The sequence below is a fragment of the Stenotrophomonas sp. YJH_SMC_82 genome (assembly GCF_059368875.1).
This window is the reverse complement of record NZ_JCAFSE010000006.1, coordinates 1-13,856: the sequence shown is the minus strand read 5'-3', so window position 1 is coordinate 13,856 and position 13,856 is coordinate 1. Positions and strand designations below refer to the sequence as shown.

15 protein-coding genes are annotated in these 13,856 nt (G+C 64.3%); all 15 read right to left on the bottom strand.

The annotated features are described in order from the left end of the window. Complete coding sequence (locus AC5P53_RS19430; protein ID WP_032958205.1) at positions 1-687, bottom strand: TadE/TadG family type IV pilus assembly protein; 687 nt, start codon at positions 685-687, stop codon at positions 1-3. Further along, complete coding sequence (locus AC5P53_RS19425; protein WP_041863110.1) at positions 684-1,067, bottom strand: DUF192 domain-containing protein; 384 nt, start codon at positions 1,065-1,067, stop codon at positions 684-686. The genes AC5P53_RS19430 and AC5P53_RS19425 overlap by 4 nt, the downstream gene beginning before the upstream one ends. Positions 1,068-1,077: 10 nt before the next feature. Next, entirely contained in the window at positions 1,078-1,968 is an 891-nt protein-coding gene (locus tag AC5P53_RS19420) for a type II secretion system F family protein (protein ID WP_049404978.1), read from the bottom strand. Next, positions 1,965-2,819 carry a type II secretion system F family protein gene (locus AC5P53_RS19415; RefSeq protein WP_014646168.1) on the bottom strand — a complete coding sequence of 285 codons (855 nt, stop codon included), beginning with the start codon at positions 2,817-2,819 and terminating at the stop codon, positions 1,965-1,967. The genes AC5P53_RS19420 and AC5P53_RS19415 overlap by 4 nt, the downstream gene beginning before the upstream one ends. Next, a complete protein-coding gene (locus AC5P53_RS19410; RefSeq protein WP_495227497.1) occupies positions 2,812-4,536 on the bottom strand; it encodes a TadA family conjugal transfer-associated ATPase in 1,725 nt (574 codons plus the stop codon). The genes AC5P53_RS19415 and AC5P53_RS19410 overlap by 8 nt, the downstream gene beginning before the upstream one ends. Positions 4,537-4,549: 13 nt before the next feature. Then, a complete protein-coding gene (locus tag AC5P53_RS19405) occupies positions 4,550-6,046 on the bottom strand; it encodes a type II and III secretion system protein family protein (RefSeq protein WP_014646170.1) in 1,497 nt (498 codons plus the stop codon). Next, positions 6,033-6,827 (bottom strand): Flp pilus assembly protein CpaB, encoded by a 795-nt coding sequence (gene cpaB / locus AC5P53_RS19400; protein ID WP_014036170.1) that lies wholly within the window; start codon positions 6,825-6,827, stop codon positions 6,033-6,035. Before cpaB ends, AC5P53_RS19405 begins: the two co-directional genes overlap by 14 nt. Next, complete coding sequence (locus AC5P53_RS19395) at positions 6,824-7,009, bottom strand: hypothetical protein (RefSeq protein ID WP_014646171.1); 186 nt, start codon at positions 7,007-7,009, stop codon at positions 6,824-6,826. The genes cpaB and AC5P53_RS19395 overlap by 4 nt, the downstream gene beginning before the upstream one ends. Before the next feature lie 10 nt (positions 7,010-7,019). Further along, complete coding sequence (locus AC5P53_RS19390; protein WP_014646172.1) at positions 7,020-7,688, bottom strand: hypothetical protein; 669 nt, start codon at positions 7,686-7,688, stop codon at positions 7,020-7,022. After that, complete coding sequence (locus tag AC5P53_RS19385; RefSeq protein WP_241887191.1) at positions 7,672-8,487, bottom strand: hypothetical protein; 816 nt, start codon at positions 8,485-8,487, stop codon at positions 7,672-7,674. The genes AC5P53_RS19390 and AC5P53_RS19385 overlap by 17 nt, the downstream gene beginning before the upstream one ends. A gap of 15 nt (positions 8,488-8,502) precedes the next feature. Beyond that, entirely contained in the window at positions 8,503-9,288 is a 786-nt protein-coding gene (locus AC5P53_RS19380; RefSeq protein ID WP_014646173.1) for a hypothetical protein, read from the bottom strand. Next, the gene (locus tag AC5P53_RS19375) at positions 9,285-10,736 is read right to left on the bottom strand and encodes a pilus assembly protein TadG-related protein (protein WP_100449536.1); all 1,452 of its coding nucleotides are present in this window, start codon (positions 10,734-10,736) and stop codon (positions 9,285-9,287) included. Before AC5P53_RS19375 ends, AC5P53_RS19380 begins: the two co-directional genes overlap by 4 nt. 190 nt (positions 10,737-10,926) lie before the next feature. Next, a complete protein-coding gene (locus AC5P53_RS19370; protein ID WP_014036176.1) occupies positions 10,927-11,199 on the bottom strand; it encodes a hypothetical protein in 273 nt (90 codons plus the stop codon). 539 nt (positions 11,200-11,738) lie between these two features. Continuing rightward, positions 11,739-12,794, bottom strand: a complete 1,056-nt coding sequence (locus AC5P53_RS19365) for an OmpA family protein (RefSeq protein WP_495227496.1) — start codon at positions 12,792-12,794, stop codon at positions 11,739-11,741. Further along, entirely contained in the window at positions 12,791-13,120 is a 330-nt protein-coding gene (locus AC5P53_RS19360) for a hypothetical protein (RefSeq protein WP_126411778.1), read from the bottom strand. The genes AC5P53_RS19365 and AC5P53_RS19360 overlap by 4 nt, the downstream gene beginning before the upstream one ends. Positions 13,121-13,856: the final 736 nt, after the last annotated feature.

The window sequence follows — 13,856 nt, the reverse complement described above, 5'->3', positions numbered from 1 at the left end:
TCAGCGCGCCAGGTTGTTGCTGTCATGCACGGGGCTCTGCATGCGGACGATCGCGTAGGACTCGATCGGCATGCGGCGATGGCCGGTGATCGGGTCCTCGATCAGCATCGAGGCCGGGCGGAAGCTGTCGCCTTCGCTGACCAGGTCTGAAAGACCGGCAATCACCCGGTCGGCAAAGGGAACGATCAGGGGCATCGGATAGGTGACCTTGATCTTGAGGATGTTGGCGTCCTGCACGCTGACGCGGCTGCTGCCGACACGTGCATCGCGGAAGGCAAGATTGTCGTTCGGCAGCGCATAGCGCCCATCGAACTGGCGCTCGCGGAACTCGTTGTACGCCGCGCGGCTGGGTGAAATGACCTCGATCTTCGGTGACAGCAACGGGTTCTTCCACAGCAGGGCGACCTTGGCGCGGGCGGCGACGGCACCGGCGGCATCCGGCGAGGTCGCGTACAGGGGAGCCATCGCCATTTCCAGTGCGCTGCGCATCTCGGAATGATTGACGCCACTGACCGCGCCGGCACGCGCGGCCTGCAGCGTGGCGAAATCCAGCAGCGACTTGGCGCGATAGATCAGGACGAACTGGAAGATGACCAGTATGAGGAAGACGAAGGCCGGAACCACGATGCAGAATTCAATCAGCGATTGGCCCCGCTGCTGGCGGATGGATGTGCGGATGTGCTTCATTGCAACGCCCTCGTGGATGGCGGTGCCGCAGGCGGAGAAGGGCACCATTGGAACGTCTCGCCCAGCACCGGGGCAATATGCCTGAGGCTGTCCACCGGCATTTCCAGCGTCGAGTAGGCGCCGCGGCACCAGGCGCCGCGCCATGGGCGCACGGCCTCGCGCCAGCCAACGGCGCGCTGATCGCGGTCCAGGAACAACAGGTCGAGTGGATACCCCATGGCCAGGGTGTGCACGCTCGAGCAGGGGGTTATCAGCAGGCCCTGCCCAGGCTGGAGTGGCGCGCGCAACAGCAGGCCGCGCAGCCGCTGGTGCCAGCGATCGGCATGCCAGACGCAGCTGAGCAACTGCTGGTGGTTGCGGATCAGGGCGCCGGTTCTCATGTGCGCGGACTCACAGGATGCCCTGCTGCTTCATCTGCAGGAAGATGAAGTAGGCCAGGACGACGAAGATCAGCGGGAAGAAGAACAGCACCAGCGGCAGCATCATCTTCACCGGCGCTTCCAGGGCCAGCTTCTCGGCGCGAAGGAAGCGCTCTTCGCGGCGCTGCATGGCCTGCGAGCGCAGTGTGTCACTCAGGCTGGCACCCACCCGGTCCGCCTGGATCAAGGCGCTGGTGAAGCTGGTCAACTGGGAAATGTCGGCGCGATCGGACATGCGCCGCAGCGCTTCGGCACGCGGAAGGCCGGCGCGCAGATCACGCAACATGCGCGAGAACTCCTGTGACAGCGGACCGGGTGGACCCTTGTCGACGGACTGTTCGATCGCACCGGTGATGTTCAGGCCCGCTTCGACGGCCATGGTGATGAAGTCGAGGAAGATAGGCAGGTCGCGGATCACATGCTTGGAGCGCGCTTTCCGCCGTTCGCCCAGCCACAGCGTGGGATACATCCACCCGAACGGTGCGCCGAATGCCAGGGCCATCAGCACGGAGCCGACTCCGAACCGGCCCAGCAGGATGATGGTGAGCAACAGGAAGCTACTGGCCACGGCGGCGGAGACGATGCGTGCGCCATACAGTTCTTCCGGTGACAGCACGAAGTCCTGGCCGGCCGACTGCAGGCTGCGATGCGCGCGCTCCAGCTGTGCCGAGGACAGGCGCGGCCCGGCCAGGCGCGTAGCGACCGTAATCAGCGGCCACAGGATGCGCAGCAGCAGCGGCAGCGGATCCTGGTAGTTGCGCTGGTCCACCTCGACCGACTGCACCAGTCCGCGCAGCGCGAATGCAAGCAGCCCAACAGCGGCAGCGGCAAGCAGTGCGACCAGGATGAGCAGGGCGTTCATATATCGATCGTCATGATTTTGCGGCACATGCGGTAGCCGAGGTATTCCAGTACCCCGATCAGGGCCATGACGCACCAGCCGATGAAGGTGTGGAACATGGGGTTCATCGTTTCTGGATAGAACAGCACGAGGAAGCCGACAAGGCCGGCTGGCAGCATCGCCATGACGATGCCCTGCAGGCGCCCCTGCGCGGTAAGTGCCTTGACCTTGCCTTCCATGATGAGCTTGCGCCGCAGCGTTTCGGCGAGCGTGGAGAGGCTCTCGGCGAGATTGCCACCAACCTCGCGCGAAATGCTGACGGCGGCCACGAACAGCTTCACGTCGGCAATGGGCACGCGGGCGGCGAAGTTGTCCAGCGCCTCCTCCGTGCGCACGCCCATGTGCTGCTCGCGCAGTACCAGTGCCAGCTCCTGGGCCAGCGGAGGCAGGCCGTCATGGGCCAGTGCTTCCAGCGCAGGATTGAAGCCGACGCCGGCCTTGAGGCTGCCGGCCAGCATCAGCAGCCCGTCGGGCAACTGCTGCTGGATCTGGTCGAGGCGGCGCTGCTTCAGCCACAGGTAGATCTTGCGTGGCGCTATGGCCAGCAGGATCAGGGCCAGGATCGGCAGCAGCAGGTTACCGCCGGTGACGATCCACAGCAGCACGGGAATCGCCAGCAGCATCAGGACATTGGTCCTGAACAGCACGCGCGGGTCGACGAACAGGAACATGTCGGCCAGATTGACCCGCGCCTGGTCCATGAAGTTGGCGCGGTAACGGTCCATGAAGCCGGAGCTGGCACGCGCCAGCAACAGCACCGAGCCCGTCACGCAGGCAAAACACAGCAGGGCGATCAGCAGGATGTCACTCATTCCGCCGTCCCCCGGTACGGAAAATGTCCAGGTCAACGGCGACGCCGCGCTCGGCAAGCTCTTCATAGAACTCCGGCACTGCACCGGTCGCGACGAACTCGCCCACCACCTTGCCATCGCGTCCGGCAGTGGAGCGTGCCTTGAACAGGAACACATCCTGCAGCTGGATGGTTCCGCTTTCCATGCCCGTCAACTCAGTGATGTGGCTGACCTTGCGCGAACCGCAGGGGAAGCGCTTCTGGTGCACGATCAGGTCCACTGCCGACGAGATCTGTTCGCGCACCACCGTCATCGGCAGCTCCATGCCGGACATCATGACCATCACTTCCAGGCGCGACAGCGCCTCGCGCGGATTGTTGGCATGGGCGGTGGTCAGCGATCCTTCGTGGCCGGTGTTCATGGCCTGCAGCATGTCCAGTGCTTCGCCGCCGCGGCACTCGCCGACCACGATGCGGTCCGGGCGCATGCGCAGCGCGTTGCGCACCAGGTCGCGGATGGAAATGTGGCCCTTGCCTTCCATGTTGGGAGGACGCGCTTCCAGGGCAACCAGGTTGGGCTGGACGAGCTTCAGTTCGGCCGCGTCCTCGATGGTGACGATGCGATCGGTATCGGGAATGAAGTTGGAAAGGATGTTGAGCAGGGTGGTCTTGCCGGAGCCGGTGCCGCCGGTGACGACGATGTTGCGCCGTTCGCGCACCGCAACGATCAGGAATTCCAGCATCGGCTGGCTGAGCGAACCGAAGGTGAGCAGGTCCTTTCCTTCCAGCTTGCGCTTGGCGAACTTTCGGATGCTGATGCTCGGACCGCGCAGCGCCACCGGCGGAATGATGGCGTTGACGCGGGAGCCATCCTTCAGCCGCGCGTCGACCATCGGCGAGCTTTCGTCGATGCGGCGACCGAGGGGCGTCACGATGCGCTCGATGGCTGACAGCACCGCGCGGTCACTGGTGAAGACAATGGGGGACCGTTCGATCCGGCCCGCACGTTCAATGAAGATCTGGTCGTGCGCGTTGACCATGATTTCCGTCACCGTCGCATCGTCGATCAGGTCTTCCAGCGGGCCCAGGCCGATGGCCTCATCGAGCACCTCCTTGGCCAGCCTGCGTGGGTTGATCGTCTTGGGCAGCTCGGAGAACTCCCGTTGCATCACCTCATCGATCAGCTTGATCGTGGCGTTGCGCAGCGACTCATCGTCCATGCTGCGCACGTCAAGCCGGCGCAGGTCCATCTGCTTGACCAGCGAGGCATGCAGCTTTGCACGATAGACCGCCATGTCCGGCGGCAGCTGCTCCGGCCGCGCCAGCTGGCGTTCGCTGGATGGCTGCGCCGGTGCGGGTGCCGGTGCGGGCGTGGCGTCCACCGGTACATCGTTGGCCGCGCCCGCATTGAAACTTCCAGCATCGGCGAGGGGTTCGGCCGGCGGGTCGTCGTCCACCACCTGCAGCAGGTAGTCGCCGATCTGCACGCGGTCACGGCAGGTGAGCGGGCCACGGCTGCCTTTGACCTGTTCGCCATTCACCAGTACCGGCGAGCGGCCTCCCAGGCTCTCGATGAAGATGCCCTGGTCCTCGCGCTTCAGCGCCGCATGGCGTTGGGCGATGCTCCAGCCCTGCAGCACCACCAGGTTGCCGTCGCCACGGCCGATCCCGCATTCACGGTGCAGGCAGCGGACACGTCGCTGGTCGCGGTTGGGTGTGTCGATGAGGATGTTGAACATGCGACGGCTCCGGTCACTGCACGAAATCTTTGTTCCGGCGCGGCATGGCCTGCTGGCCGCGCTCCTGGATCTGTCGCGCACGCTCCAGGCCATCGAGGTTTTCCTGCGAGCCCGGCGTCACCACGCGCGGAGTAACGAACATCACCAGCTCGGTACGGTTGCCACGGAAGCCATCGGAGCGGAACAGCTTTCCGAGGATCGGGATATCGCCCAGCAGCGGCAGGCGCTTGGCATCCTGCTGCGCGCTGGAGTCGATCAGCCCGGAGATGACGATGGTTTCCCCTGCGTGGACGTTGATTTCCGACTCGGTGCGGCGGGTGGTGAAGCCAGGCACGCCCTGCACGGTCACCGTCGGATCGACGCGGCTGACCTCAGCCAGGATGCGGGTGGAGATGTCCTGGTTGAAGTTGACCAGGGGCTCGATGTCGAGCTTGATGCCGTATTCCTTGTAGTCGACGGTGACCTGGCCGAAGCCCTGCGGAACCGGGATCGGCACTTCGCCGCCGGCCAGGAACTTGGCCTGCCCGCCGCTGCGGGCGCTGAGTTGGGGCGAGGCCAGCAGGAACGCCTTGCCCTTGTTCATCATCAGGTTGATCGCCGAGCCGATCTGCGTGGCGATGCCAAAGAAGGCCTGGGTTCCCTGCAGCTTGTTCGGCAGCAGCACGCCGTTGGCCGGGCTCTGCTCGGGGTTGATGCGGTAGTAGTTGTTGTTGGTGAAATCCTTGACGATGCCCGCCACCGGGCCACGGATGACGTTGTCCCACTGGATGCCGAGTTCTTCCAGCGCATTGGTGTCGAATTCCATGATCTTCACGTCCATCTGCACCATCGGGCGCATGCCCACCGGGTCGGCAGTAGTGAAATTCAACACCGTCGGGTAGATCTTTTGGATCGCATCAATGCGGCTGCCGATGCCCGGGTTGATGTCCTGGCCGGTAATGACCACACGGTCGGCGACCGCATGCACATTGATCTTTTCCACGTCGGCCAGCAGGGTACGGATGGTCTCGGCCAGGCTGACGGCATCGTTCTCGGAGATGTCCACCTGCACCTGCAGCTGCTTGCCGTTCTGCAGCCACAGGTGAACCGTGGTGGAGCCGGGCTTCATGCCCATCATGATCAGGTCGCGCGGGCCGACGTTGGTGACCTCGAGCATCTCGCCACTACCGACGGCCACGCGCTTGAGCCCGCTGGGCAGCGTGTAGACGGCGGCCTGGCCGGCATAGATCCGGGCGCGGGTGGGCAGCGGCACCGCAGGCATGGCCGATGCGCTGGTGCGATAGGCGGGATCGGGAACCGGCGCCGGGAAGGCGCTCTGCCCACCGGGTACCGGTGCATGGTTGGTGTTGGGCTGCGGTTGCGCCTGGACAGCAGGGCGCGGTGCGGCCATGACCGGTACCGGGGTCAGCTGGGTGCCGGTGGTCTGTGCCACGGCCAGCAGTGGCGAGGTGACAACAGCGATGGCCGCAGTGGCGGCGATGAGGCTGCGGATTCCATTATTGCTGCGCATTCGTCGACCCTTTGCCCCCAATGATGAATTGCACGCCAGCACGACCCTGCGTGCCGTTGCCGAGCAGTTCCCTCTGCGTCATGCCACTGAGGCCGAACGCACCACGATCCTCCACCTGGCGAAGCATCACCCGCATCGAACCCGCCTTGGCGGCGACCGTGAGTCGCTGCGCCTGTGCCGGTGTCAGTTCCAGAGTGATGTTCGAATAGCCCTGCTGGTCTTCCGAGGCCGGCGTTTCGCCGACGCGGTTGCCGGTTGCCAGAACGTTGATGTCCTCAAGCAGCGGCAGCACCCGGGCACCGGTCTGTTCCTGCTCGACGGTGAGCAGGATGTCGACGTGATCTCCGGGAGCAATCATGCCGGAGATCGAGTTCGTCTCGTCCACCTGGAGGGTGTAGCCCACGTTGCCCTTGGCGATCACGCGCGAGAACTGGTCGTACAGCGGTACCAGTGCACTGGCACCCAGCGGTGCACCTTCGCGGATCGGCGCGCGCAGCATGCGGCCGCTGTACTCGGACACATTGTCCGGCGTGATCGCATCGGCAGGCGGCAGGTCGGCGGGGACTTCGCGCACTGCAAGGTCGGCAACGGTGACAATGCTGCCCGGCTCCATGTCGGTCTTGGGCACGGCTACCGGCACCATTTCCACCGGCGGAGCGGCACGCTCGTTCACTGCCTTCTGCACGTAGCGCACGGCGACCAGGGCCGCGAACAGGCCGAGCGCGAGGGCGATGATGATGAAGACGACGTTGCGGTTGGCTTTCAGCGGGAGCGCCTTCATACGACTCCCATCGACAGCATGTAGGTGAACCCCTGGTACGCCTTGCGCAGTGAATCGATCAGCTCGAGCACGATGTTCGGCTCGGCGACCAGGACCAGGACACCGACGGAAGCGACCACGGCGTACTCGATCAGTGCGGCCCCGCGCTGGCGGCGTAGGGACGGGGGAATGCGTTTTCTCATGGCGGTGGTCTCAGTGCTGCGACTGGTTGACGACAATCGAGGTTCCCTGCTCGTGCCGGTTGAAGGTCATGGTCATTTCCTGGCTGCCCTTGCTGTAGCGGACAACGCACTGCAGCGCGATCATCGAACACCCCGCAGGGCCGGAACTTCGGCTCCAGCCGTCCGCAGGGAGGCGGCTGGCATAGAAGGCATCGGTCTGGAACGGAGACAGCGTGCTTTCCATGGACAGGCTGCGCCCGGGCGTGTCCAGGTAGGTGATGTCATTGATCACCTGCGTCCCGGACGGTTTCGGGAAATCGGCGCCGGCCGCGGCATCGGGCTTGCGCTTGAGCAGGCGTGTAATGCCGATCTGTGACTGGCTGCCACTGCCCTTGGCCGATACCTCGATGGTCACGTAGTACTCGCCGTGTGCGTGGCCGATCACGGTCTTGCCGCCGACCTCGTTGATCACGGTCTGCCCGGGCCATTCGCGGTTGTAGTAGCTGACGATGGACGACACCGGCAATGCGGACGTGAAGCGCGAGATGCGCATGGGCAGGCCGTTGTAGAGCATGTCCTTGGCCACCCACTCGCTCTGCGCGCCCTCGGGCTCGGGAATGTCCGGCCAGGACGCGGCCAGCGCAGGCCAGGCGAACAGCAGCGCGGCCAGTGCCGCCAGCAGGTCAACGCGACGGCGCATAGGCAGGCAACTTGTCGACAGGCACCACGTCGGGCGCGATGTAACCGGGATCAAGCCTGCTCAGCGTCCCGATCATCGGGATGCCGGAGAGGCCGTCAAACGCCTTGGCGATGCCCGCCATGTGCTGGGATGGCACCAGTGGCTTGACCTGCGCGATCACCGAGCGTGACGAGTTGACCTTGAGCCCGGAACCGGCTGCATTCCAGGGGTCGGCCAGCACCACATGGGTGGCCTGCAGCTTCAGGCCCAGCGAATCGAAGGGTTCCAGATAGGCGGCAGCACTGCCGTTGGCACTTTTCAGATCCTGCACATCCAACCGCAGCTGGGCCTGGGTCAGGCCGTTGCGGTTGGGCGGGAACGAACCGAACATCGAGGTCACGTCGCCGATCTTCTTCATCATGCCGCCTGCCGACGTGCTGGTGTAGGAGACCAGGGCGAGGTCACCGCGCCGCACCAGCGGCTGGTTGGAGAAGGTATTCATCAGGACGTCGCCGACGGCGGCATCGCGTGCGCCGGTCTGCGCCTGGCTGACGATGGGATCGTTGGCAGGCCCGAAATAGCGGTCGACGGCAAGATCGCGCTGGCGGCCGCTGGCCGGCAGCTTGTAGTCCGGCGATACGGTGGCTTCCCAGGCGATCGCGCGCGCGGCCTGCTGGGTGGCCTGGCGGGCGTGGATGTACTTGGCCAGGATCGGGATCAGCAGGAAGATCGGCACCAGCACGGCGCAGAGCACGGCGACTTCGGTGAGACTCTGGCCGCGCTGGCGACGCGCGCCGCGGAATGGGCGTTCCCTGTCCATGGCTACCTCAGCAGGTCATCGTTGGGAGGACGGTTCGCGCGGTACCTCGAGGTCGCCGCGTTCAAAGGGTTGGCCCACCGTCATGCGCTGCGTGGTCAGGCGGGTGCCATTGCCGTCGAGGGGTTCCTGCTCCAGGACAATGGCGTAGCGGCTCGGCCGGTAGTCGTTCAGTGCACCGGGGGTGAAGCCCCAGCTGGCACCAGCCGACCACACGCACTGGCTGAACCTTCCGTTCTCGTCCTTCCACACGTTGCACGGCTGGCCAGCGACCCTGCGGTTGCCCGCGCGCTGGAAGCCCGGAGAGGCGCTGCCTTCGTCGGCTTCGGCGGCAAAGCGGGTGAGCCCGTCGCTGTCGGCGGGGGACTGGCTACGCTCTCCCGTTGCCAGATCGACCTGCTCCACGCCGGAGGCGCTCTGGGTCTCCTGCAGGCCGGTAGCCTCCAGCCGGAACTGGCAGCTGGTCGCAGGGCCATCGTTGAGCAGGCGCCACTCGCGGGTACGGAACACTTCCTCTTTGCTGGAAAGCCAGGCTTCGTAACGGACGGTTCCCAGGCGGGCGACATCGGCGTCATCCAGTGCGCGGGTCGGCAATCCTGCCGCCTGGCAGTCGCTCAGTGCCTGCTGGTAGCTGGTGCGCGCCGCGTTGCGTCCATCCACCAGGGTTTCGGCAATCTGGTCAAGATGGATGCCCGGCATGTTCCTGGCAGCGGCGGGCTCGCCGTTGTCCGCCGCGCTGCCACAGCCGCTGATCAGCAGTGTGGCGATCGACAGGTGCAGGCGATTGAAAACAGCAAACGTCATGGCATCAAGGCTCCGGCTGCCGCCAGGGCAGCCTTGGTGGTGGCATCGGTCTTGACCAGTCGTGCCTGCCAGTAAGGGCTGAACAGGTTTCCGGTTTCACGCTTGCGGTCATCGCGGCTGAACATGCGCAGCTGCACCGGGCGGTCGAAGAACACCTGCGCGGAGGAAAGTGCGGCGATCTTGTTGTTGGCCATCCTGTCCGGCAGTTCCATCTGCGAGCCGGCCGGGGCGCCGATGCCGGCGCCGGACGTGGTGCGCGCGCTGGTGCCGGCGGTCTCGGCATAGATGGTGAAGACCGGGCCGACCTTGTCGCGGTCACGATCATTCTCGGCGTAGGGCTGCAGTGCCTGCCCGGCCTTGACGTCGTGATAGTCGCGCAGGCCGTTGTAGCCGGTGAAGAAGGCCTTGCGATGCTGGCCATTGGCGAAGCGCACGTTGGCATCCTGGCTGCGGTCGACAATCCACGCCGCGCCACGATTGCGGCGCACCGCTTCGCCATACGGACGGTAGCGGCGGCGGTCCCAGTCCGAGTACCAGCCGTTGCCGTTGCCGAAGCCGTTGAGGAAGCGCTGGTTGCGATAGCTTTCCACGGCCTGCGCACCGCCCCAGCCGACCGGAATATCGATATCGGAAAGCGGCCATGGCAGCGGAAGCTCGACGGCCATGGTGTCCAGCGCTGCCCATCGGTTGTAGTCGACCATGTCGGTGCCGCCGGACTGCACCAGGAAGCCGAGGAAATCATCGCTGCGGCTCTTGCTGAAGCCATCACGCGACTGCATCACCACATTGCGGAAGCGGTCGGCGCCCTGGCGCTGCGTGGCCGAGCCACCGTTGGCGGTACGGGGAATGCTGTAGCGCTGCAGCAGCCGGTTCTCGGCCGTGGCCAGTTGCGTGCCGAGCACCGCGGTTCCGATGGTGCCCAGTTGTGCCTGCGGTGAGTTCCGCTGCAGCACATCCTTGGCGATGGTGTAGCTGTCCAGCCGCGATACGCCCTCGATGACGAGCTGCACCGAGGCGGCGAACATCATGTTGAGCTTGTCGATGGCGATGATGGCCGCCTGCGCGACAGGCTGGAACGTCTGGCGGGTGACCTTGAGAATGCGTTCGGCGACCTTGAAGGCGGTTGCCAATGCCTTGAACACCACGCCGATGTAGGGAATGGCGGAGAGCACATCCAGCGTGGTGCGGATGACGATGGAGGTGGTGTGCATCTGGTTCAGCCACGAATAGAGGCTGATCGTCTGTGCCACGGCCACTTCGTTGGCAACGCGGGCACGGTTCATGTAGGCCGCGTAGTTCAGTGCGCGTGCCTGCTGGATCGCAACGCTGTAGGCGGCGGCGTCGGCCGCATTGACCAGCTCCACCTTCTTGTTCACCACCTGCCCTGTGTTGAACAGCAGGACAATCCCGATGCATAGAACCAGAATGAGTGCCAGCCCGAGAACCATTGCTTGGCCGGCGACCGTTCGGTGGCTGGAAACGCCCCGGGCCGCACGGCTTCGTGCCAAAGCCAATGCGCTGCGCATAACGAATTCCTGGGCCGGAGGCCATGGCTGCCCGTCGCGCGCCGCGTGCGGTGCGCGCAGGGAGATTATGCTGGGAGGGCCCTGGCGGCTTCATGCCGCCAGGGCTGGGGTATTACTTGTTCTTGTACGCGTCCATGCCCTTGGTCTTGTCAGCTTCCTGCTGGGCGCTGTTGGCCTGGTTCTTGGCGCGGTTGATCGACTGCGTCGCGCTCTGGCCGGAAAGTTCTTTCGACATGCCTGCCACCTGGCTGCGAACCGTGCCTCCGAAGAAGGTGACGGCTCCGATCGCGGCGATGGCGATCAGCGCGGTGATGATGATGTACTCGGTCATGCCCTGACCGGCCTGCTTACGGGAAAAACGGATGTGACGACGGCTGCGTTCCATGTATTTCCTCCTTGATGGCAGGAATCCTCCCGGGTGTGCGGGATATTCGGCGTGTCCGCTGGGGGATCCTGATTAATGGCAGGGCGAGGTAAAGACAGGAAGCTCACACCCTGGTTCGTCGAAAATTTGTCGCTTGTTCGAGAACGGGGCCAAGCCTATCGACAGAAAATTGACGATACAAGTCAGGTTTTTCCGATATGCAATGAAATATTTGAAAATGTGATGCACATTGCAGATTAACAATTGTCTGCACATAATCACGTCAAATTTGAGCTAGATGCACCGCTTTTCGTTAAGGAAATTAACACTTAACTGACATATTTGTGTCACGCAGGCGGCTTGTGGTGCCGGAATATTGGCGCGCTACAGAGGGCGCGTGCACGGCCTGCTTCTTGTTCGAACGGGATGAGAGATCCGCGTGTTTTTATCTCGTTGCATCCGCGGCAAAACAAATGACCGTGCGGCGCGGAAAAGAAAAAAGCACATGCAGGGCATGTGCTTTTTCCGGAGTGCTTCAACGCAGTAACGTCGTGGTGATATCAGCGCTTGACCAGTTCCACGCGACGATTGGCGCGGCGCCCTTCTTCGGTTGCGTTGTCGGCGACCGGCTGGCTCTGCCCATAGCCTTTCGCGCTCAGGCGTTCGGCTGCGATTCCACCGCCGACAAGACGCGTGCGCACCGACTCCGCACGCGCCTGCGAGAGCGCCTGGTTGTGCGATTGGCTGCCGCTGTTGTCGGTGTGTCCTTCAACGGAAAGGCGAAGCTGTGGGTCGGCCTTCAACAGTTGGGTGACCTGTGCGATCTGCGGTTCCGAATCGGGCAGGATCTCGGCGGCGTCGGTTGCGAAGTTCACCTGGATGGATACCTTGCCACTGCTGTCCAGTGCCTGTTTCAGCGTGTCCGCTTCAATGACCTTGGCCGTGATCTGCACCGGTTTTGTCTCTGCGACGAGCAGGCCGACGGAGTTTCCACCCGAGCCCAGGTGAATCCAGATATCGCGATCTTCGCGATGGATGACATAGGTTTCTGCGGGTTCATTGTAGATGTCGCCGATGCCGCCGACATAGGTGGTCGCCGCCTTGCTGTTGCCGATGTCACGCGATGCATCGGCCGGTATGGTGCCGGAGAAAATGCGCTTGCCCCCCAGGGCCTCGACCAGGCTCTGTACATTGCGGCTGAGCTCCAGCTGCGAATAAGGGTGATCGGTGCTGCTCTGCAGGACCGAAGAATGAACCTTGCCTTCAATCCATTCCACGCGATCGCCGGTCCAGAACGGTACGCGATCGAATTCGCTGTCTACGACGTCCTGGCTGGTGTAGCCCTGCGGCAGTCCGAGATAAGGGAAGCTGCCGATCGTTGCCTGCGATACGGGCAGCTCGGCAACATTGAACGCTGCGGCCTTCTGGCTTCCATCCGTGGCCGCAGCCGCCTGCGGTGATGGTTCGGCTGCGGTGCTGGAAGGTGCGGCCGAGGAAGCGCCACCCTCTGCAGGCGCTTCGCCAGCGCGCTTGCAGGCACCCAGTGCCAGTACCAGGCTGGCGGCCAACAGGCTCGCGCGCACTGCGGACATCGTCGATCCGTGCTTCTGCGTCATGAACGCACCTGCTTCATCAGTTCGTTGCAGACTTCGCTGGTGGGCTTGTACTGGCCCTTCTTCCAGGCATCGGTGATCTTCTTCTGTGTCTGCGCTTCGGCCGTGTCATAGGCCTGGTCGAAGCCTGCTTCGGCGCCGAACACGGTTTTTGCCTGTGCCTTGTGGCTTGCGCGCAGCTTGGCGGCCTGTTCCGGGGTTGCGCCGCACGCCAGGGCATTGCCTGCATGCGTGCCTCCCAGTGCGCCGAACTGCGCCGCACCGCCGCCCTGTGCGACTGCGGTGCCGCTGCCGATCAGCAAGGCGGAGGTGATCACTAGCTTCGTCATGAAATACCGCATGTTGATGTTCCTCATCCGGCCCGATAGCGGGCATCAATCCCCTGTGGCCCGAGCATAGCAACAGGCAGTGAGTGCCAGCGTGTCGTTGCATCGCCACGGCACGGCCAGTGGTCAGGGCGTGGACAGGAAGCGCGGGGTGCCACGACGTGGGGCAGATCCTGTCGTTGGACGGCCATCGAACGTGGAAGCGGGACGGTCGACCAGGCATCCCCGCACGACGGAAACCCATTGATGGATCTGGAGCAACAAGCCCCTCTGTTGAGGGGCTGCCCCGACAGGGGCGGGGAGAGGCCGGCAAGGGGAGGGGCCCGAACGTTGCGCAGCAACGTTTGGGGCGAAGCGCGCGCAGCGCACTTCGCATCTCCCGCCAGTGGCCTCTGCGAGGTACAGCCGACCAGGCATCCCCGCACGGCGGAAACCCATTGATGGATCTGGAGCAACAAGCCCCTCTGTTGGGGGGCTGCCCCGACAGGGGCGGGGAGAGGCCGGCAAGGGGAGGGGCCCGAACGTTGCGCAGCAACGTTTGGGGCGAAGCGCGCGCAGCGCACTTCGCATCTCCCGCCAGTGGCTTCTGCGAGGTACAGCCGACCAGGCATCCCCGCACGGCGGAAACCCATTGATGGATCTGGAGCAACAAGCCCCTCTGTTGAGGGGCTGCCCCGACAGGGGCGGGGAGAGGCCGGCAAGGGGAGGGGCCCGAACGTTGCGCAGCAACGTTTGGGGC